Raw genomic sequence first — 21,045 nt, 5'->3', positions numbered from 1 at the left:
TCTCAGACAGCTCGTTTATTTTATCTCATCTCTTTTTGTTTGTCAAGCACTTTTTTAAGTTTTTTTCAAACATTTTTGAGTTAAGATTTTGTTGTCGCTTCGTTGACGACTTGGATACTTTATCATATCTTCTGTCTTTTGTCAATAAGGAATTTCTTTTTTCTGAAATTCTTTTTAATTGTTTGCTTTTTAAAAACAATTATTTGCGACAGCTCAATTATATTACCATAGGGTTTTATGCTTGTCAACCATAAAATTCAATTTTTTTAGATTTTCCTGGAAATTTATCTTAAAGGGGTAATTTCTTTCCTTTTATTATCCTTTTATCTCCCTGTTTATTATTTTAAATATGTTTTTTTATAAATCTCTTCGCTGAGTGCGCTACGCCGGTCGCATTTTCAATGCGGTAAGTGCGAGGGAAGGCAATCTCAGAGTTCCGTAGCCCGAACGCCCTCCCTCGCGCTCCCACCCCGTTGGGCACGGAAGGAGTTCTTCGTTGTTGTGTGTGCTGCGTTGTTGACTTTTTTCTGTATGCTGCGGTACTCAGAGTGGAACGTTGTGCCGACCTGGTTCCTGGATTCTTCGATATTTATGGTGGTACGTTGGGCCGATCTCGTTTCTGGATTCTTCAATATTTATGGTGATACGCTATGCCAATCTCGTCCCTGTATTCTTCGATACTTATAGTGGTACGTTGGGCCGATCTCGTTTCTGGATTCTTCGGTACTTACAATGGTACGCTGCGCCAATCTGGTTCTGGAGATTCTTCGATATTTGCAGGAATATTCTGTACCAATCTGGCATTTCAGGACAGGACGCCCAGTCCGCTTCCGTCACCTGTTCTGTTTTTTTCCTGTCGGCTGGAAGCGTCAGCCAGAGGAAGGTGGCATCGGGCCGGGCTGCTGCGGAGGAGGGGTGATTACTACTTGGGCTGCGGGAGACGGCGTTATTGCGGCAGGGTCTGCTGTCTGAGCCGAAGGCGAGTTCTGGCCCTGCCGCAATGCTTTTAGCCGTCTCACGGAGCCCTAGTAGTATCCCCCGACGGAGTCCCTGCCCGGACCGATGCCACCTTCTTCTGGCGTCCCTCTATACATCCGCCTCTCAAACTCCCGACAGCATCCACCCACGGACCGGTGCCACTTTCCTCTGGCGTCCCTCTATACATCCGCCTCTCAAACTCCCGACAGCATCCACCCACGGACCGATGCCACCTTCCTCTGGCGTCCCTCTATACATCCGCCTCTCAAACTCCCGACAGCATCCACCCACGGACCGATGCCACCTTCCTCTGGCGTCCCTCTATACATCCGCCCCACAAACTCCCGACAGCATCCACCCTCAGACCGATGCTTCCTTTGTCCCTCTATACATCCACCTCACGAATCCACAAGCCCTTCCCGGACCCGCTCCGTAAGACTGTCTCCACCCTTACGATACCAATCTTCCACAAAAGAGTCAAAAGAGCTCACAGGCATCCTCCCCATAATAATCTGGATAAATGCATTCTTCTCCAGCAAACGCAAAGTCTGAGGAATCTCCCCGTCACCATCCCCCAGAAACTTTTTCTCCGGAGCACGATAATTCGCATCCACCAGAAGCCCCACCGCCGAAATCCTGGACTTATACGCCGCCCAGGCCTCCACCGAAGGCACCTCCGCCTCAAGATATTCCTTACACGCATCAAAATAAGACGCCTCAATGGCACTGAGATCCTCCCTGGTCTTCTCATTGCCCGGACTGTAAAGAACCTCACGGATATGCTTTGTCACCATATAAGTAGCCTCATTATAGTCCACATTGATCATTAGCGGACGCGCCGTAGGATCCACATTCAAGGCAAAATAAGTATTCATCTCATCTGCATCCTCCGCTTCATATCTGGAATAGTCGAACAACACATTCAAAATCTTCATTGCGATCTCCGGATGCTCATACCCTTTACGCACAACTACATATTTATTATCTCGAAACGTAGAGTATACCTCCACAGTCCGCTTTACATCCGCAGTCAGATAATACGGTTCCCAGTCCGCCTCTTTGTTCTTCCTATACTCATCCATAAGAGGATTATTCGGAGTCCACCAGAGTCCGAAAAACGCTCCGCATTTTCCATTCACCACAAGATCACGGATATTATTCTGTGCACGTAAAGCAAAATCCGGATCCAGTATTCCCTGCCTGTAAAGCTCTCTGAGATACCCCAAAGCCTCCTTTGTCTCCTCCGTCAGCGATCCATAGACAATTTCTCCATCTGCATTTTCAATCCACTGCTGCGGATACGCCCCGAACTTTTCAAACACAGGGTCCACCGAATAGCTGGTGCTGACCGTGCCCACAAGTTCCGGATCACAGACAAGTCCCACAGGATCTTCACCATCCTCTGCACCCATCCGGTTTTCCTGAAATGCACGGATCACTGAAAAAGCCTCTTCCAGTGTCTTCGGTTCTTTCAATCCCAGCTGTTCCATCCAGTCACGTCTCAGCCATAAAAGCTGCGACCCATCATCAATGGCAGTCTCCGGAAGTGCATACAGTTTTCCGTCAAAAGTTCCGGATGCCAAAAGTTCCTCTCCATAGCTCTCATACATTTCCTTTATTTTATCGGAAGCGCAGTTTTTGTATACTTCCGTCAGATCCTCGATAAGATCATTTTCAACCAGCTCTTCCAGAGTTTCCCTGTCCGACACCAGAAAAATATCCGGAAGATTCCGATCTTTGACCAGGATGTTCAGGGCTTCGTCATACCGCTCCTCACTCTCCATAAAAACATTCTTATTCTGAATATTCAGTGTCTTTTTCAGATACCGGGTATATGCATTGTCCTCATAGGTCTGCCCGTCCGGAAGATTAGAATTATTAGCCCCTTTCATCTGTCCCAGAGTATAAGTTACAAGCTCCGGATATTTCCCCAGAGGCGAGGTTTCTGCCTGTTCCCAGCTCTTACTGCTCTTTTCGGACAGAACATCTATATCTGCTTTTTCCATTTCCGTAGTTTTTAAAGAACACCCCGTCAAAAGTGCCAGGCTCAGTATCGTACTCAGAAATACCACTGTTTTTCCCAGACTAAGTCTCATCTTTTTTTACCTCTTTCGGGATTCTCATATCAACGCTTGTCCCCTCACCTACCTTGCTCAAGATCCGGATGGCATATTTCTCTCCATATAAAATACACATACGGTCATTGACATTTTTAAGGCCATAGCCTTTTGCCTGATATGTGAGCAACTTTTCTGCCTGCTCCTGCTCCATCCCTATTCCGTTATCTTCAACCCGAATCACTACATCCCCATTCTCTTCAAAGAAATAAAGTTTCAGAAGCTTTTCCCCTTCCTCCTTCACATCCAGGCCATGCTCCAGAGCATTCTCAACGATGGGCTGCAGGGCAAGCTTCGGAACCAGCTCCTGCTGCACAGACGGATCGATACTCCACTCCACCTTAAAATCATTGTCATGCATGATAAGCTGGATTTCCAGATAAGCTTCGATATTCCGAATACAGGTTTCCACAGTCACCATATCTGCTCCCTTACTGAGCGCAGTCCGGTAAAATGTAGATAATGCCAGTGTCACACGGCTGATCTCCTTCTGACGGCTCTTAATCGCCATCCAGTTTATAATAGAAAGAGAATTATAAAGAAAATGGGGATTGATCTGGGCAGTCAGCGCTTTCAGTTCAAATTCCTTCAGAGCGATCTTATTTTCATATACTTCTTCGATCAGTCGATTAATTTCATCCATCATATGGTGAAAGCTTCTCACCAGCTGTCCTACCTCATCTCCGGAATCACTGTAAACCGTAACTTCACGGCTTCCCTGGTTCACCTGTTCCATATTTCTGGTAAGCTGCTCAATCTTTCTGGTAAACAGCTTGGAAAACGTCATTCCCAGCACAATGATGATCACAACACAGAAGCCGATCAGTGGGATCTCACTGATCAATACTTTTGAAACCGAGCTCTCAATCACAGCCGGAGGTTTGTAAAAATAATAGGTCCACCTTGTTTCATGTCCGCTGCTGCTGACATAGGTATATTCTTCCCTCAGACGATCCAGCTTTTTTGCGGTTTCTTTCTGTGCGGAAATATCACTGGCCGCCAGATTTTCTCCATGATAGACGATATTTTGCTGATCATCCACCACAAAGCCTCCGGAATTCCGTTCGATAATATTGGCCAGAGGCTGGAATACTTTTCCGTAATCCAGCGAAATACAGAGCACAGCCTCCTTGTTCTTGCCATCATATATTTCCCTGACTGCCGCAATCTGACGATTATCCCGGTCCACGATCCACTGAACCGTCACGGTATTATTTAATTTGTCACTCCACCATTCCCCATCCACCTCTGAAAGCGGAGCCAAGGTATATTCATGGCGCACGGGAATGCTTTCTGCAAAAAGCTGTATTCCCAGAATTGCTTCGTGGTAGGATTTAGGCACTGTCAGCAGCGGATCCACAACTTCCGTATACTGTTCATATGCAGTATAACGATCCATATCTTTGTTGAAGATCACCTCCTGGATTTCGGGAGAATAGGTAAGATAATTCAAAAGACTGGCATAAATTTCGATCTGCCCGTCAATGTTTTCCCTGGTCTGCTCCAGAATGGAGTACATATCCTCCATCTCATTTTTCCGGACAAGACTACTCATGCGACTGTGACTGTACAGTGCCAACACAGTCATCGGCACCAGGGATACCAACACAAGAAGATTTGTCAGCTTGTACCGGTATTTCATATCATTATACTTCTTCAGAAGCCTCTTCATCCTCATTGTTTCCTTTCCGATAGGATTCCGGGCTGCTTCCGTAATATTCCCGGAAGCTCCGGCAGAAATACGAAGAATTGGCAAATCCTACCTGCTCGCTGACCATGGCTACTTTCATGTTGGTGGTGCGTAGAAGCTCCTTGGCCTTTTCCATGCGGAACACACGGATAAAACGATTCAGGTTCATCCCCGTCTCCTTCTTGAAAATAAAACTGAGATAGCCAGAAGAAAGATATACTTTTTCTGCCAGTGTTTCCAGATTCAGATCTTCCGCATAGTGATTGTAAATATAATTTTTTACTGCTGCCACCTCATCTCTGGATTCGCTCATGGAACGGTCCAGGAACTCTTCGTACTGACGGATATTTTTTTCTGTAACCTCAATGATCTCCTGAATGGTAGAACAGCCATACAGATGATCCACTTCCAGATCCAGCCTGTGCTCTCCGGCAAAACGATTCTCCTGAAACAGCTCCCTGATCACATTGGAAAAAACAAATTTCACATACATGGCCGAAAACTGGGTATTGGACTGATATTTTGATGCCAGGCTGCGGAAATGGCTCCACAGCTGCTTCACATCCTTTCTGGAAATATCTTCTGAGATTTTTTCCATAAGTCTGGAATCCTGTTCCTCTTCGCCGGTATTTTTCTCCTCCTCTTCCTCACTGGTGTAGACATGGATGTCCGGATGATAAAATTTCTCTTCCATCTGCTGCTCCAGCTGTTCCATGATCCCGGGCAGTTCCCGGTATCCGTCAAAACGTCGGCTTACAGCCAGATGAAAACGGACAGGATGCAGTCGTTTCAGAATACTGTAGACATTTTTTGCCACAAGAGTATAGTCGCAGTACACATCTTTAAAAAGAAGCAGGGACTGGCGGCCATTGAGATTCAGATAGAAAAAAAAAGACCGGCGAAGTTCTTCCTGGATCTCAAGCGGGACTTCATCACTGGCAGAATCAAAAAAAGATTCATCGGATTCAATGAGTATCGCACAGTGCCACTGCTCCCAGACAGAAAAATCCACAATTCCTTCCGCTTCCTTCAGACGCTCCTGATCTCCGGAATAAATGTAGCCCAACAGAAAATACTGCTGAAGAAAGCTCTTTTCTTTTATGGACTGCTGCTCTTTATTTTTCCGGGATGCGATCTCCTTCTGGATCTTCTGTATGGTGTCATGAAAGCGGTCCGGATCCACCGGTTTCAGTACATAATCCGTCACACCATAGCGGATTGCCTCCTGGGCAAAAGCAAAATCTCCATAACCGCTGAAAATGATAATTTCCAGATCCGGATATTCCTCTCTTGCTTTTTTTGAAAGCTCCAGACCATCCATATGCGGCATTTTGATATCTGTCAGCATCAGATCCACCGGATGCTTTCTCAGCTCATTTAATGCCAGCTTGCCATTAGCCGCCTCATAAATTTCCCACTCTCCCTCCTCCATAGACAGAAGAAAGCGGATTCCGTCACGTTCCAGTTTTTCATCATCTACCACCAAAACTCTGTACATTCCTCACCTCGCCAAATATGGCCTGATCCACGTAAAAGCACGCAGAGCAGGCCGTTTTTCTTTCATTTTAACATTATTCAACTAATTTGTCAGCCCTTAACAGCTCCTGCAACCACACCTTCAATGATATATTTCTGGCATGCAAGATAGAAGGCAATGATCGGAATGATGGAAAGGACAAGAACGCCCATCATCGCTCCCATATCAATGGTTCCGTAACCGCCCTTCAGATACTGGATGGCAATGGAAATGGTTTTATATTTCTTGATATCAAGTACCAGATATGGAAGAAGATAATCATTCCAGATCCACATGGTTTCCAGAATCGCTACAGTTACACAGGTCGGTTTCATAACCGGAAGAACCACTTTAAAAAATGTCTGGATCGGGGTACAGCCATCGATCATGGCAGCTTCCTCGATCTCGATCGGAATGGATTTTACAAAACCGCTGAACATAAATACCGCAAGTCCTGCTCCATATCCAAGATAAATGATGATCAGTCCCCACGGAGTATTCAACTTCAGGATGTTTGCAATCTTGGAAAGAGTAAACATTACCATCTGGAATGGTACGACCATGGAAAACAGGCACAGCATGTACATGGTTTTTGTCAGCGTGTTGGTAACACGGTTGATGTACCAGGCACACATGGAGGTACAGAGCAGAATTACCGCAACCGAAAATACTGTGATAAATAATGTCCATCCAAATGCCTGGAAAAATCCGGTTTTTGTAAGACCATTTACATAGTTTTCCAGACCTACGAACATTTTATCCGTTGGGATTGCAAAAGGATAACGGCTGATGTATGCTTTTTTCTTAAAAGAATTGATCAAAACCAGAAGAATCGGGAAAATATAAGCAACAGATACCACACTCAGGATCGCAGTCCACAGACCGCTGAATTTTACTTTTTTATTCATTACTGCTGTACCTCCTTACTTCTTGTGAGACGATTCTGGATCATGGCAATTGCTCCAACCAGTATAAAGAAGATCACGGCCTTCGCCTGTCCTACACCTTCCCATCCGGTACGTCCATAGAAGGTATTGAAAATATTCAGCGCAAGCATTTCTGACATATTGGAAGGCTCACCATTTGTAAGAGCAAGGTTCTGGTCAAAAAGCTTGAAGGAGTTGGTAAGTGTCAAGAAAGTACAGATGGTAATGGACGGCATGACCATAGGAATGATCACATGCTTCAGAAGCTGTCCTTTGTTCGCACCATCGATCTGTGCAGCCTCGATCAGTTCACCCGGGATATTCTGGATACCTGCGATGTAAATGATCATCATATATCCGATCTGCTGCCAGCACATCAGGATCACAAGGCCCCAGAATCCGTAAACAGATGAATATGTAAGTGTTTTATTGATCTGAAGAAGCAGACCGTTTAACAGAAGCTGCCATACATAACCAAGGATGATACCACCGATCAGGTTTGGCATAAAAAATACGGTACGGAATATATTGGTTCCTTTGATCTTCTTGGTCAGAAGCAACGCAACTGCAAAACCGATCACATTGATCAGAACTACTGATACAACCGTAAATGCGGTGGTGTACCATAATGCATGTCCAAAGGTTCCATCTTCAGTAAAAATCTTCACATAGTTCTGTAATCCCACGAATTTTGCATCCGTTACTGTGGTAAATTTACAGAAGGAAAGATATACACCCATGATAAAGGGAACGATAAACCCAATGGTAAATGCCAGCAGGGTAGGCAGGACAAAAACCGGAAAATACTTTTTCATCATCTTATTCTGCATGTTTTCTCTTCCTTTCTCCTGAGGATGCATCCTTCCCTACTTTACGCACCCTCTCTTCATTAAAAGAGGCAGGCGGAAACCGCCCACCCCTTCGTGATCACGTTTCAGTTATAACTTATCAGCCTTCATTTGCTGCTTTGTACTCTTTTGCCCATCCGTCAACAAATGCAGTTTTCACAGCATCCCACTCGCCGGTACCCTGTGCATACTCAAGCATTGCACTGCCGACCTGGTTTTTCCACTCTTCAGAAGGCATGGTTGTGAAGTTCCATGAAACCGGAGTTTTACCAGCTTTTACATATTCATTGGCTGCTTTTACAAGCGGATTTGTAGACTCATAATTCTCATCAAAGGTCTTGAATGGTGTTGTAAATCCCATTTCCTGGCTTATAGATTCTCTTCCTTCATCACTTGTGATAACCCAACTGAGGAAATCAAGAGTTGCCTGGATATCCTTCTCATCTGCTTTTTTATTTACGCACCAGTAGTTCTCACTGCCTGTGCAAAGTCCCTGGTCCTCTTCACCATCTACACCAATGTAGATTGGAAGCATTCCCATATCCTCGTCTGCTACTTCGTTATCTTTGATGCTATCATAAGCCCAGGTTCCATTCTGATAGAACACAGCCTCTCCAAGGCCAAATTCAGCATTTGCATCATCGATAGTCTTGCTGGAAAGAAGGCTTGGCTCACAGGTAGAATCTGTGATATAAAGGTCAAACAGGTTCTTGAAGTTATCAAGATAGGTTCCTTTGATCGCATCTGTGGATGTGATTCCGTCTTCTTTGTACTCATAATAGATTGGAAGGTTTGCAAGGTGTGTCTTGAAGCGCCAGTCACTGGAAGAATCAAAGCCTGCGGAAGTAAATGCACCGTCAACTCCAAGGTCATCTTTCTTAGCCTGGATATCATCTGCAACCTTCTTTAATGTCTCAAAATTGTTGATCTCATCTGCAGACTTGATCACAGCGCCATCCATCTCACAGTATTTCTTAAGAAGCGCTTTGTTGTAAATAATTCCATATGTTTCAATTACATAGGCGATACCATCAACTGCACCGCTGTCATCCTTCAGTACGAAATCGTCACTCTCCACATTTTTATAAACATCGCTGTCTTTCAGGTCATAGCAATAATCTTTCCAGGATGCAAGTCCAACCGGTCCGTTAACCTGGAACAGTGTCGGAACCTCATCCTTGGCCATCTCTGATTTCAGAGTAGACTCATAAGTTCCGGAAGCAGCTGTAACAACGGTAACCGGTACACCAGTCTCATCGGTGTATTTCTTTGCCAGGTCTGACCACTGATCTGCCTGCTCCGGTTTAAAATTCAGATAATAAACAGAGCCTTCACTGTCATCCCCCTTTGCCATAGCCGGAACTGCCGGGATCATGGTAGCTGCCATTAAAGCTGCAAGACCAAATGCTGTTGCTTTTTTCATTCTCATAATCGTACCTCTCCTTTACCTTATATGATATTCAATTTGTTTCGCGAATATGCTTAAAACGTCCATTTCGCATATTCCTGACCGATAAGCTTCAAATCAGCTTCTCGATTAACTTGATGTTATTGTAAATCGAAGAGGTCATTTTCACTATATAAAAAAATCAAGAAACGTGTTGATTTTTTTATATAGTGAAAATATTGATATTTTCTTATAAAAAAAGAAACCGGAAGAGGATCACTCCTATTCCGATTTCCTTTATATATTATTTTCGATTCATCATGCTTTATTGACAGATCCGAAAAGCTCCATTTTCTCTTTAACAGTAGCTTTGATTGCTTCTGCTCCAGGTGCAAGAAGCTTACGTGGGTCATATCCTTTACCCTGCTGATCTTTGCCCTCTTCAATGTATTTACGTGTAGCTTCAGCAAATGCAAGCTGGCACTCTGTATTTACATTGATCTTGGAAACACCAAGGCTGATCGCTTTCTTGATCATGTCTGCCGGGATACCTGTACCACCGTGAAGAACAAGCGGCATATCTCCTGTCAGTTTCTGAATAGCATCCAGAGTCTCAAAGCTTAAGCCCTGCCAGTTAGCCGGATATTTTCCGTGAATGTTACCGATACCAGCTGCAAGGAAGTTAATTCCGAGATCTGCAACTCTCTTGCACTCCTCAGGATCAGCGCACTCGCCCATACCAACAACACCGTCTTCCTCGCCGCCGATGGAACCAACCTCTGCCTCAAGAGACATGTTGTGCTCAGCAACGATCTTAACCAGCTCTTTAGTCTTAGCTACGTTCTCATCGATCGGATAATGAGATCCGTCGAACATAATGGAAGAGAAACCAGCCTCAACACATTTCAGGCATCCATCATAGCTGCCGTGGTCAAGATGAAGAGCAACCGGAACAGTGATGTTCAGCTCTTCCATCATACCGTTAACCATACCTACAACTGTCTTATAACCTGTCATGTATTTACCGGCACCCTCGGAAACACCAAGGATTACAGGAGAGTTGAGCTCCTGAGCTGTCTGAAGGATAGCTTTTGTCCACTCAAGGTTGTTGATGTTGAACTGACCAACTGCATAATGGCCTGCTTTTGCTTTTTTCAGCATTTCTGTTGCGTTTACTAACATGATAAAATCCTCCTAACCTGTATTAGGATACGGAAAAACCGTGTCCTTTATATCCAACCGTACTCATAATAGCAGATTTCCTTTGGTAAGTCCAGTATTTTACCAAAAATGCTGATGCTGTGGGAATTATTATTTTTTTTGAGAAAAAGCTTGCAATTTTATCAAATGTTATGTACAATATATTTGTTGTTCACGGATGGATTCCCGAGTGGCCAAAGGGGGCAGACTGTAAATCTGTTGGCACCGCCTTCGAAGGTTCGAATCCTTCTCCATCCAGCGAATTTAGCTCTTACATCTTTGAGATGTAGGGGCTATTTTTTTGTGAAAAAGGAAACCGCAAAGGGGCACAAGGCCGCGCCCCTCTGCACACCCCTGGGCCTTTTTTAAGGAGTTCTTGGTTGTGGAGGACGGGAGGGTGTTGACTTTTGTCTGTATGCTTCGGTGTTGGACGTGGGACGCTGTGCCGAACTGGTTGCTGTATTCTTCGGTGTTGCATGTGAGGCGTTATGCCGATACAGCCACGTTTTCACAATTCAGGACAGGACGCAAACGTCCGCTTCCGTCCCTTGCGGTTGGAGTTTCAGCCGGGGATGTGGCATCGGTTCGGGCTGCTGTGGAGGAGGTGTGATACTGCTTGGGCTGCGGGAATCGGCGTTATTGTGCAGGGGCTGCTGTTTGAGCCGAAGGCGAGTTCAGCCCCTGGCACAATGATTTTAGCCGATTCACGGAGCCTTAGCAGTATCCGCCGACGGAGCCCTGCCCGAACCGATGTCACATCCCCGGCGTACGTTCGTTCCACCATCCCAGCGTACGCTCCTTCCACCCTGCGCACACTCCTTCCATGCACAGAAAAAGACGGCCACCCCAAACCGAGACAGCCGCCTTTCCCTCACACATCATACATAGGAAATCGAAACATCGAAAAATACTTATTTATTAACTCTGTTAACTGTATTACCAGCCAGAAAAGCCTTGATATTATCAACCGTAATATCCATAATTCTCTGTCTGGAAGCCTGCGCAGCCCAGGAAATATGCGGAGTGATGATGCAGTTCTTAGCCTTAAGAAGCGGGTTATCCCCTTTGATCGGCTCAGTAGAAACAACATCAAGACCAGCAGCATAAACCTTGCCACTGTTCAGAGCATCCGCAAGATCCTGCTCAACAACCAGCTGACCACGGCTGTTGTTGATAAGGATAACTCCATCCTTCATCTTCGCAATATTCTCTTTATTGATCATACCCTCTGTCTCCGGGAAAAGCGGGCAGTGAAGGAAGATCACATCAGACTGTGCGAACAGCTCATCCAGAGAAACATACTCTGCAAGCTTAGCACCAGCCTCACTCTGATAAGCATCATAAGCAAGAACCTTCATATCCAGAGCGTTAAGCAGCTTAGCAGTAGCCTGACCGATTCTTCCAAGGCCAATGATACCAGCAGTCTTTCCGTAAAGCTCGATCATCGGATAATCCCAGTAGCACCAGTCATCATTATTCTCCCATTTACCGGCCTTAACAGTCTCATCATGATGGCCATAGTGAGAGCAGATCTCAAGAAGAAGACCCAGAGCATACTGGCCAACAATCTGTGTACCATAAGTTGGAACATTCACAACCGGAATATTTTTCTCTTTTGCATAGTTGTAATCAACAACATTGTAACCGGTAGCCAGAACAGCGATCAGTTTCATGTTCGGGCATTTATCGATGGTCTCCTTGGAAATCGGAGTTTTATTGATAATAACGATCTCAGCATCGCCGATACGCTCAGCGATCAGCGGAGACTCTTCGTAGGAAGTTCTGTCATAAACAGTAACCTCTCCAAGCTCTTTTAATGCGTCCCAGCTTAAATCTCCAGGGTTCTCTGTGTAGCCATCCAATACAACAATCTTCATATTCGTACTCACCTTTCTTTTAAAATATTTTTGTGATATATATTGATTAAAGTTTTCCATTCAGTCGTTCATCCAGAGCATCCATTTCATTCAACTCACGGATATACAAATCCTGGGCAAGGTCCAGACTGACCTCAACAAAACGTATCTTCTGACCAGGACGTGCCTGGGCGATCTTGGCAAAATCCACAGTGATCACAGTACCGATCTTTGGATAACCACCTGTACTCTGACGGTCTGCCAGCATAATGATCGGCTGTCCGTTTAAAGGAACCTGAATCGATCCCATGGAAATACCATCTGTATTAATATTACCGTCACCGGCATGCTCTACCGGCTCTCTCTCGATACGACAGCCCATACGGTCAAACTCATTAGTAATGGTACCGCTGTACCAGAAAAATTTACGAACACCTTCTTCCGTAAATTCATTCTCCTGAGGTCCCAGAACCACACGGAGAACTACCTCATCGGAAGGATAGATTTCTGCCGGAACATGACGGAGTTCCATATTCGGAAGCTCTGTCTTCGGAGCAGTAAACTCAATGCTGTCACCCTTTTCCAGTTTTCTTCCTTCAACACCGCCAATGTGGTTACGAAGCAATGTGGACTTACTTCCCATCACAAGCGGGATATCCAGTCCGCCGGCAAAAGCGATATATCCGCGGCTTCCGTTTCTGGCACCTGCAAACATCAGCTTCTGGCCTTTTTTTACAAGAACAGCTTTATACATCGGGAAAGGCTGTCCATCCAGCATCGGTGTCAGATCTCCACCTGTCACCGCAATAATATTATCACTGGTAAAAGTAAGGGTTGGTCCGATAAAAGTCATCTCCAGAGCACCCTCTGTTTTTTTATTGCCTACCAGAAGATTGGCAATATGGAAAGCACGCGGATCCATGGCACCGGATGTAGAAACACCAAATGCCTGGTTCCCGAATCTTCCCTCATCCTGAACAGTGGTCAGGATCCCGCCGTTTTCAACTGTAATTCCCATATCATGACCTCCGTTCTTAACCGTTATCCTGTGGCGTATAGGTTTTCACTTTATAGGTACCGTTTTCCACGTCTCTTCGGATCTGATCATACTCCGTTTTTGTGACAGGTACATGCTTTACCCAGTCACCGGCACGTACAAGGAACGGATCCTCCTTTGCAAAATTACAAATATCAAGAGGTGTACTTCCGATGATATTCCATCCACACGGCTGCTCAAAAGGAATAAAATCAGACAGAGCCAGCTGGACAACAATGGATCTTGCAGGGATCTTTACCCTCGGAGAGGTTCTTCTCTTAAAGCTAAAGGGCTCCTCAAATCGGGCCATATACGGATGTCCCGGTGCAAACCCAAGCATGTATACATAATATTCGTGCTGAGAATGCTTACGGATAATTTCCTCTGTTGTAGTATTCTCAAGCTCTGCACAGTACTCCAGATCCGGTCCGGTCTCACCGCCATAATAAACCGGAATCTCTTTTACAACCTTCTTCGTTGTTGTGGAAACCTCATGCATATCTGCAATTCTCTTCTCCAGTTCTTCCACCAGTCTGGAATAACGGATCACCTCCGGGCGGTAATGTACGATCAGTGCACAATAGGTCGGAACTGTTTCCACCATGCCTTCAATTGGAGATTCTTTTAATTTTTCATCCAGTGCACGCACCCTGGCATTGACCTCAAGGCTGATCACACTGCCGAATTCAACGGAAACTGCTCTGTCTCCTGCGATCAGGAACTTCACATCCATTTAAGCTTACCTCCGTTCTTAATTTGACAAAAAGGCCCGTCATACGTGGTGACAGACCTTCCTGTATGTATCTTTTATTCGGTTAGTCTACAAATTCAAATCCGACTTTTTTGAGAGTTTCGTCAACCCATGGACGTGGCCACTCACCGCGTGTCAGGATTCCCTCAAGCTGTTTTTCCTCACCGGCATGGTATTTTCTTGCGATCTCTGCAAGCTCTGCCGTGTGCTCATCCGGTCTGATAGCAAGAAGTCCGTCAGAGTCTCCTACAATGATATCACCAGGATTGATAACGATTCCTGCGAAAGATACCGGGAAGTTCATCTCTCCCGGGCCGTTTTTGTATGGTCCGTTTGGTGTGATACCTTTTGCATATACAGGGAAATCCATCTGACTTAATGTATAGCTGTCACGAACACATCCGTCAATGATGATTCCTGCGATTCCTCTGGATTTTGCGTAGTTGCTCATAATCTCTCCGCAAAGTGCTCTGCTCAGGCTTCCTTTGTTTGCAAGAACGATAACATCTCCCGGCTGAGCCATATCCAGAGCTTTATGGAACAGAAGGTTATCTCCTGCCGGTGCATTTACTGTAAATGCAGTTCCCAGAAGTCTTGCCTTCGGGTTCAGAGGGAAAATGCTGGAATCTACAGCAGCGATCCTTCCACAGTTATCATCAATATTTGCAACCGGAATACCGCGGAAAGCTTCCACTAATTCTTTTGACGGTCTTTCGAAATTTCTTCTGATTCTACATCCTAATGCCATATGAAAACCTCTCTTCTTTTGATTTTCTTTTTAAGTTGTATTTATCATATCATACAAGCTTACTATTGAATAACGAATAATTTCTCTGTATAATATAAATAATTTTTATATTATCAAAGCTTAAACTACCCTATAGATAAAACAAAAGAAAAGGAGCTGTTCATATGAACCTTGCTGAAATCGAAACCTTTCTCACCATTGTAAATACCAAGAGCATCACCCGTACAGCGGATCTTCTTTTTCTTTCCCAGCCTACTGTCAGCCACCGGCTCACATCTCTGGAGAACGAACTGGGTTTCCCCCTTGTGATCCGTCAGAAAGGCCATAAGCAGGTGGAACTGACTGCCAAGGGAACAGATTTTATCATCCTTGCAGAACGCTGGATGTCTCTCTGGAAGGAAACTATGGAGCTGCAGCGCAATCAGGATTCTCTGCTGCTTACCATCGGCTGTACAGACAGCCTGAACGTAGCTGTTTTCGCACCACTGTATGACAGGATCTTAAATGAGCAGACTAAGCTGGACCTGAACATTGAGTCCCATCACTCTTCAGAGCTCTACGGTCTTCTTGGAGAACACAGCATTGATATCGGATTTGTCTACCACAAATTGCATTACAAGAATATCATAACAGAGAAAATCTTCGAAGAAAAGCTTTATCTGGTACAATCGGATCAGCCAGTGATTCCGGCTCCGGCAATACATACCGATGAGCTGGATCCATCCCTGGAGCTGTTTTTAAGCTGGGATGACAATTATCAGATCTGGCATGACCGCTGGCTTTCCTCTGCTTCCAGGCCTCACATTGCGGCAGATACCATCACGCTTTTGGACCGTCTCTGGAAAAAGCCGGGAAACTGGATGGTCGCACCACAGTCTGTGATCCTGGAGCTTTCCCATTACCGGCCTCTTTTTATCAGTGAACTGAAAAACACGCCGCCAAATCGTGTTTGCTATAAGATCAAACATAAATATCCAAAATCCACCAGCAAACGTGCCGTGGAATTTTTTGAAAATGCACTGGAAGACTTTCTTGCAGAATCCACTCCGTCCTTCCCGATCGGCCAGGTATGGGAACGGCAGAAATAAAAAAAACGGTAAGCACAAGTCCGTCAGGAACATTTTCTGCTTTACCGTTTCTTCTTATATTAGTTATACCAGGATTTTGATCCACCGCTTTTTACCACAAAAGCGGTGGATATTTTTTATCTGATCATTTGTTTTTCAGCTCTTCCACTGCTTTTTTAATCCTTGCACATGCTTCCTGAAGATCCTCATAGCTGCATGCATAGGAAATTCTTAAGTATCCCTCACCTTCGGAGCCGAATGCGGAGCCAGGTACTAGGGCGATCTTTGCATTGTCAAGAAGATACTCGGCCACCTCCATGGAAGTCATTCCAAGGCTCTTGATATTTACGAAGATATAAAAAGCGCCATGTGGGTTATTGCAGCTGATCCCATCGATCTCGTTCAGAGCCTTTACCACATAATCTTTTCTTCTCTGATATTCCTTTCTCATTGCCTCAACATCTTCTGCACAGTCACTTAATGCGGTAAGTGCTGCTTCCTGTACGAAGGAAGAAGCGCAGGTAACGGTATACTGATGAACACGTACGCATGCCTGGATGATTCCAACCGGTGCACACATATATCCAAGTCTCCAGCCTGTCATTGAGTAAGCTTTTGAAAAGCCTCCTAATGTAATGGTACGCTCTTTCATTCCCGGAAGGGATGCGATGCTTACATGCTCTGTTCCATCGTATACAAGCTGGCTGTAGATCTCATCCGCGATCACAAGAAGGTCATGTCTGATGGCGATCTCACTTAATTTCTCAAGTGTCTCTCTGGAAAACACACCGCCGGTCGGGTTGCTTGGGTTAACAACTACGATCATCTTTGTCTTGTCAGTGATCTTTGACTCCATCTCCTCAAAGTCGATCTGATAATCGTTCTCTTCTCTCAGGCTGTATGTTACAGGTACTGCTCCAAGTGCTGACGGAACATGGATGTAGTTCAGCCATACCGGGTTCGGGACAAGGATCTCATCGCCGGGATCCAGGAAAGCGTCCATGGATGCGAAAGTTGCCTCACCAACACCTACTGTTACAAGAACTTCAGATGCTTCATAATCTGTACCATGGTTCTCGTTCTCCCATTTTGCAATGGCCTCTCTCAGTTTCGGGATACCGTAGTTGGATGTGTAAAACACATGTCCTGCTGCAAGGCTCTCGTTTGCTGCCTTTTTGATCTTCTCAGGTGTATCAAAATCCGGACGTCCGATCTCCAGGTGAATGATCTTTTCTCCTGCCTGCTGCATTTTGTTTGCTTTTTCCATTACTGCACGGATACCGGAAAACGGAAGGCATTCCATTCTTTTCGCTGTCTTGTACTCCATATTCATTTCCTCCTGAACCCTTTTATTTTTCTGCGGATGTCCCGCTTTTTTACTCTGGAAATTCCGGACTGCATCTGTGCAGATGGGCAAATCGCCTGCACAGCATGTCCATTTAGTATTTAAGCGTATAGCTGATGTCTCAACTACACGCTTAAATGGTATCATCGTAGTAATATTAAGTCAATTTAATAATTTGTATGTATAATATTAAGACTTTTTATATTTACTTACGCGTTATATTTGTTTACGTCAAGCTCATTCTCTTTCTTGTTAACGATAACGTTGACTGTTGCATCACCGATTACGTTAAGCGGAAGAAGTGCCATCTCAACCGGACGGTTGATAGCTACAACCAGTGCATATGCGATCATGCAGAGGTCAGATGTCCATCCCATACCGGAAAGGATGGTTACGATCAGAGTTGTACCTGCGATCGGGATAGCCGGGCAGCCCATTGCTGCACAGATGGAAAGGAATGCAACTGTGATCAGGTTTGCCGGTGTGATGTCGATTCCGGATGCTGTTGCAATAAAGGTTACTGCAAACATATGCATAACTGTTGTTCCGTTCATGTTGATGGTCATACCTGTTGGAAGTACGAAGCTTGTGATCTCCTGAGAGCATCCAAGCTCATCAAGGCATGTTCTGGTGTTCAGCGGAAGGCATGCTGCAGAAGAGTTTGTGGAGAATCCGAATACACCGACCTTAGCGATCTTCTTGAGGAATTTCATCGGGCTTAAGCCTGTTGTAAGACCGATACCGATCGGGTAAATCGTAACTACAAGTACAAACAGTGTCAGCATTGCACCTACAATATAAGCAGCTGCAGGTGCCAGATACTCTGCTCCGTAAATTGCGAATGTACGGGAGATCAGGCAGAAGATTGCAACAGGACCAACCTTATTGATCAGGAATGTAAGGTACAGGTTGATGATATCGCTGAAATTTTCAAGAACTTTTTTCAGAGGATCCACCTTGTCACCAAGTGCGTTCATGCAAAGTCCGAGAACGATAGCTACTACTACAACTGCAAGGATACTGTTGTTGCTGCTGAATGCGGTTCCGATGTTGGACGGAACTGCTGTTACGATTGTTGCAAGCGGGTTAAACTGATCCAGTGTTGCAGCCTCTGTAACTGCCTCTGCCGGAAGCTTAACATTGAAGAAGCCTGCAGATTTCATTGCAAATGCAACGATACCTGCGATGCATGCGCCTACTACATAGAAACAGAAGAATCCAATCAGTGTACGCCCTGCGATTCTTCCCAGCTTGGAAGAGCTGGAAATACTGCACATTGCAAGGCTTAAGGATACAAGTACCAGCGGTACGATCGCCATCTGTAATCCCCTCATGAACAGCTGTCCGATAATATAGAAGAGACCGATGGAATGAAATCCCTGATCTGCTGTGATATCCTGGAACAGAAGTGCATTGATCACGTTCCATGTTCCCTCAGACATCTGCTGTTTCAGAAGCATGAATCCAAGTCCTACGACCAGACCGCCGACCAGAGCGATCATCATGTTTCTTACTATGTTGTTCTGTTTTTTCTCTTTTGCCATAGTTTCCACCCTTTCCTTTCTTATCCTAAAAAAGTACACATTTTCATATAAAAAGAGCCGGACAAATCATCGCAGTAATCCCTTGTTTTAAATCTCCTTTGATTTATCCGGCATTCTATCTCTCATATGAATGTACTTTATTTAGTTTCTATAAGTGTTTGATCTCAATACCTTCTTCTGTGAATTTCTCACGGATCCTCTGTACAAAAGCAAGTGCCTTCGGTCCGTCTCCGTGTACACAGAGTGTGTCACCCTTGATGTCAAGCTCTTTTCCGTTGATGGATGTGACTTTACCTTCTTTGATCATTTTCACGCATCTTTCGATGGCAACGTTCTCATCTGTGATCATGGATCCCTCCATCTTTCTCGGTACAAGAGAAAGATCATCCATGTATGCACGATCTGCAAAAATCTCAGATGCTGTACGAAGTCCCTTGCTCTCGGCGATATCTCCAAGAACTGCACCTGCACAGTAGTAAACGATCAGATCTTTGTCATACTCACAGATTGCCTCGCAGATTGCTGTGGAAATGTCCTCGTCATACTGGCAGGCATTACCCATTGCTCCATGAGGAGCGACATGCTGAAGCTTCATTCCGTAGCTCTTAGTGAAAGCAGCCAGGGCTCCGATCTGATATCTGACGTAATTCTTAACTTCATCATGAGAGAGAACCATCTTTCTTCGTCCAAAGCCAAGAAGATCAGGATATCCAGGATGGGCTCCAACCATAACGCCACGTTCCTTTGCCATGCGGACTACCTTATCCATTACCATCGGATCGCCTGCATGCCAGCCACATGCTACATTTGCTGTTGTGACATATTTGATGATTTCTTCATCGCCGCCAAGCTTATATGCACCAAAGCTCTCACCCATGTCACTGTTTAAGTCGATACTGTACATGTTGCTACCTTCCTTTCTTTCTTTCTTTACTTGCTGAAAGTATAACATGTTAAATATAAATAATAAAATAGATTATTTTTTCAGAATATATTAATATTTTCTATATTTCTTTTGCAATAAATTTCACTTTTCTTTGATCCGTTTTTTGAAAAGCTGTTGACAAAGATTTTTATATATGATTAAATAGTCATATGAACATTAATTCATATATTCATATAAAAAGACAAACAAATCAGCAAGGAGAGTTCATATGGAAGAAAAATTAAAGAAAGATTCCATGGAGTCCGCAAATTCCTGCGGTTGCGGCTGTGGTCACGATCATGCGCATCACAGCCATGATGAGCATGAAGCACATCATGATCATGAGCACCATCACCACCATGACGAGCACTGCGGCTGTGGCTGCGAAGATCACGACCATGAGCACCACGAACACGAGCATGAACACCACGATGAACACTGTAACTGTGGTTGCGAGGAGCACGAGCACGAACACCACGAACATGAGCATGTGCACCACGATGAACACTGTAACTGTGGTTGCGAGGAGCACGAGCACGAACACCATGAGCATGAGCATGTGCACCACGATGAACACTGTAACTGTGGTTGCGAGGAGCACGAGCACGAACACCATGAACATGAACATGAGCATGTGCACCACGATGAACACTGTAACTGTGGTTGCGAGGAGCACGAGCACAAACACCATGAACATGAGCATGTGCACCACGGTGAACACTGTAGCTGTGGTTGCGAGGAGCATAAGCACGAACATCATGAACATGAGCATGTGCATGTGCACCACGATGAACACTGTAACTGTGGTTGCGAGGAGCACGAGCACGAACATCATGAACATGAGCACCACGATGAACACTGTAGCTGTGGTTGCAAGGAGCACGGACACGAACACCATGAACACGAGCATGTGCACCACGATGAACACTGTAGCTGTGGTTGCGAGGAGCACGAGCACGAACATCATGAACACGAGCACCATCACCACCATGGCGAGCACTGCGGCTGTGGCTGCGGGGATCATGATCATGAGCACCACGTTCACTCCCACAATGCTCTCACCGCAAAGCGTATCTATATTCTGGAGAACCTCGGCTGCGCTCACTGTGCT

16 protein-coding genes and 1 tRNA gene are annotated in these 21,045 nt (G+C 45.1%); 2 read left to right on the top strand and 15 right to left on the bottom strand.

Features of this window, described 5'->3' with window-relative positions; genetic code table 11:
* Positions 1–1,376 precede the first annotated feature (1,376 nt).
* The 7 genes from MUB50_RS07170 to fba all read right to left on the bottom strand — a co-directional run bounded on the left by MUB50_RS07170 (position 1,377) and on the right by fba (position 10,644).
* On the bottom strand, positions 1,377–3,074 hold the full coding sequence (locus MUB50_RS07170; RefSeq protein WP_118624007.1) for an extracellular solute-binding protein: 1,698 nt from the start codon (positions 3,072–3,074) through the stop codon (positions 1,377–1,379).
* Positions 3,064–4,851 carry a cache domain-containing sensor histidine kinase gene (locus MUB50_RS07165; protein WP_244790316.1) on the bottom strand — a complete coding sequence of 596 codons (1,788 nt, stop codon included), beginning with the start codon at positions 4,849–4,851 and terminating at the stop codon, positions 3,064–3,066. Before MUB50_RS07165 ends, MUB50_RS07170 begins: the two co-directional genes overlap by 11 nt.
* Positions 4,742–6,283, bottom strand: coding sequence for a response regulator transcription factor (locus MUB50_RS07160; protein ID WP_244790315.1), 1,542 nt, complete (start codon positions 6,281–6,283; stop codon positions 4,742–4,744). Before MUB50_RS07160 ends, MUB50_RS07165 begins: the two co-directional genes overlap by 110 nt.
* Positions 6,284–6,372: 89 nt before the next feature.
* Positions 6,373–7,209, bottom strand: a complete 837-nt coding sequence (locus MUB50_RS07155) for a carbohydrate ABC transporter permease (protein ID WP_021650827.1) — start codon at positions 7,207–7,209, stop codon at positions 6,373–6,375.
* Positions 7,209–8,057 carry a carbohydrate ABC transporter permease gene (locus MUB50_RS07150; protein WP_227752378.1) on the bottom strand — a complete coding sequence of 283 codons (849 nt, stop codon included), beginning with the start codon at positions 8,055–8,057 and terminating at the stop codon, positions 7,209–7,211. The genes MUB50_RS07155 and MUB50_RS07150 overlap by 1 nt, the downstream gene beginning before the upstream one ends.
* Positions 8,058–8,175: 118 nt before the next feature.
* The gene (locus MUB50_RS07145; RefSeq protein WP_118062163.1) at positions 8,176–9,504 is read right to left on the bottom strand and encodes an ABC transporter substrate-binding protein; all 1,329 of its coding nucleotides are present in this window, start codon (positions 9,502–9,504) and stop codon (positions 8,176–8,178) included.
* A gap of 276 nt (positions 9,505–9,780) precedes the next feature.
* Positions 9,781–10,644 carry a class II fructose-1,6-bisphosphate aldolase gene (gene fba, locus MUB50_RS07140; RefSeq protein WP_015527136.1) on the bottom strand — a complete coding sequence of 288 codons (864 nt, stop codon included), beginning with the start codon at positions 10,642–10,644 and terminating at the stop codon, positions 9,781–9,783.
* 194 nt (positions 10,645–10,838) lie between these two features.
* Between fba and MUB50_RS07135 the strand changes: the two genes are divergently transcribed.
* Positions 10,839–10,920: transfer RNA gene (locus MUB50_RS07135), tRNA-Tyr, on the top strand.
* Between the two features lie 653 nt (positions 10,921–11,573).
* Here the strand turns inward: MUB50_RS07135 and MUB50_RS07130 are convergent.
* The 4 genes from MUB50_RS07130 to MUB50_RS07115 form a co-directional block, all read right to left on the bottom strand.
* Complete coding sequence (locus MUB50_RS07130; protein WP_118624013.1) at positions 11,574–12,539, bottom strand: D-2-hydroxyacid dehydrogenase; 966 nt, start codon at positions 12,537–12,539, stop codon at positions 11,574–11,576.
* A 46-nt stretch (positions 12,540–12,585) separates the two neighbouring features.
* On the bottom strand, positions 12,586–13,536 hold the full coding sequence (locus tag MUB50_RS07125; protein WP_118624015.1) for a biotin-dependent carboxyltransferase family protein: 951 nt from the start codon (positions 13,534–13,536) through the stop codon (positions 12,586–12,588).
* A 16-nt stretch (positions 13,537–13,552) separates the two neighbouring features.
* Positions 13,553–14,287, bottom strand: a complete 735-nt coding sequence (gene pxpB, locus MUB50_RS07120; protein ID WP_118624017.1) for a 5-oxoprolinase subunit PxpB — start codon at positions 14,285–14,287, stop codon at positions 13,553–13,555.
* A gap of 82 nt (positions 14,288–14,369) precedes the next feature.
* Positions 14,370–15,053 carry an RraA family protein gene (locus MUB50_RS07115; RefSeq protein WP_118516192.1) on the bottom strand — a complete coding sequence of 228 codons (684 nt, stop codon included), beginning with the start codon at positions 15,051–15,053 and terminating at the stop codon, positions 14,370–14,372.
* 164 nt (positions 15,054–15,217) lie between these two features.
* On the opposite strand from MUB50_RS07115, the gene MUB50_RS07110 reads away from it, so the two are divergent.
* Complete coding sequence (locus tag MUB50_RS07110) at positions 15,218–16,141, top strand: LysR family transcriptional regulator (protein ID WP_118624019.1); 924 nt, start codon at positions 15,218–15,220, stop codon at positions 16,139–16,141.
* Between the two features lie 124 nt (positions 16,142–16,265).
* Here the strand turns inward: MUB50_RS07110 and MUB50_RS07105 are convergent, their stop codons facing one another.
* The 4 genes from MUB50_RS07105 to MUB50_RS07090 form a co-directional block, all read right to left on the bottom strand.
* Entirely contained in the window at positions 16,266–17,447 is a 1,182-nt protein-coding gene (locus MUB50_RS07105) for a pyridoxal phosphate-dependent aminotransferase (RefSeq protein ID WP_118516201.1), read from the bottom strand.
* Positions 17,448–17,674: 227 nt separating this feature from the next.
* Positions 17,675–19,009 (bottom strand): dicarboxylate/amino acid:cation symporter, encoded by a 1,335-nt coding sequence (locus MUB50_RS07100; RefSeq protein WP_118624021.1) that lies wholly within the window; start codon positions 19,007–19,009, stop codon positions 17,675–17,677.
* 148 nt (positions 19,010–19,157) lie between these two features.
* A complete protein-coding gene (locus MUB50_RS07095; protein ID WP_118516190.1) occupies positions 19,158–19,913 on the bottom strand; it encodes a LamB/YcsF family protein in 756 nt (251 codons plus the stop codon).
* Between the two features lie 262 nt (positions 19,914–20,175).
* Positions 20,176–21,039: a hypothetical protein gene (locus MUB50_RS07090; RefSeq protein ID WP_244790313.1), complete on the bottom strand. Its 864-nt coding sequence runs from the start codon at positions 21,037–21,039 to the stop codon at positions 20,176–20,178.
* Positions 21,040–21,045: the final 6 nt, after the last annotated feature.

Source organism: Blautia sp. NSJ-140 (assembly GCF_022868965.1).
Taxonomy (GTDB): domain Bacteria; phylum Bacillota; class Clostridia; order Lachnospirales; family Lachnospiraceae; genus Blautia_A.
Note: the sequence above shows the minus strand (reverse complement) of the source record. Positions and strands in the feature narration are given on the sequence as shown.

What these genes read in the sequence shown, in the direction of transcription:
- MUB50_RS07170 (WP_118624007.1), bottom strand. Translation starts at nt 3,074, where the DNA reads ATGAGACTTAGTCTGGGAAAAACAGTGGTATTTCTGAGTACGATACTG.
- MUB50_RS07125 (WP_118624015.1), bottom strand. Translation starts at nt 13,536, where the DNA reads ATGGGAATTACAGTTGAAAACGGCGGGATCCTGACCACTGTTCAGGAT.
- MUB50_RS07095 (WP_118516190.1), bottom strand. Translation starts at nt 19,913, where the DNA reads ATGTACAGTATCGACTTAAACAGTGACATGGGTGAGAGCTTTGGTGCA.
- MUB50_RS07105 (WP_118516201.1), bottom strand. Translation starts at nt 17,447, where the DNA reads ATGGAGTACAAGACAGCGAAAAGAATGGAATGCCTTCCGTTTTCCGGT.
- MUB50_RS07110 (WP_118624019.1), top strand. Translation starts at nt 15,218, where the DNA reads ATGAACCTTGCTGAAATCGAAACCTTTCTCACCATTGTAAATACCAAG.
- MUB50_RS07130 (WP_118624013.1), bottom strand. Translation starts at nt 12,539, where the DNA reads ATGAAGATTGTTGTATTGGATGGCTACACAGAGAACCCTGGAGATTTA.
- MUB50_RS07150 (WP_227752378.1), bottom strand. Translation starts at nt 8,057, where the DNA reads ATGCAGAATAAGATGATGAAAAAGTATTTTCCGGTTTTTGTCCTGCCT.
- MUB50_RS07160 (WP_244790315.1), bottom strand. Translation starts at nt 6,283, where the DNA reads ATGTACAGAGTTTTGGTGGTAGATGATGAAAAACTGGAACGTGACGGA.
- MUB50_RS07145 (WP_118062163.1), bottom strand. Translation starts at nt 9,504, where the DNA reads ATGAGAATGAAAAAAGCAACAGCATTTGGTCTTGCAGCTTTAATGGCA.
- pxpB (WP_118624017.1), bottom strand. Translation starts at nt 14,287, where the DNA reads ATGGATGTGAAGTTCCTGATCGCAGGAGACAGAGCAGTTTCCGTTGAA.
- MUB50_RS07100 (WP_118624021.1), bottom strand. Translation starts at nt 19,009, where the DNA reads ATGGCAAAAGAGAAAAAACAGAACAACATAGTAAGAAACATGATGATC.
- MUB50_RS07155 (WP_021650827.1), bottom strand. Translation starts at nt 7,209, where the DNA reads ATGAATAAAAAAGTAAAATTCAGCGGTCTGTGGACTGCGATCCTGAGT.
- fba (WP_015527136.1), bottom strand. Translation starts at nt 10,644, where the DNA reads ATGTTAGTAAACGCAACAGAAATGCTGAAAAAAGCAAAAGCAGGCCAT.
- MUB50_RS07115 (WP_118516192.1), bottom strand. Translation starts at nt 15,053, where the DNA reads ATGGCATTAGGATGTAGAATCAGAAGAAATTTCGAAAGACCGTCAAAA.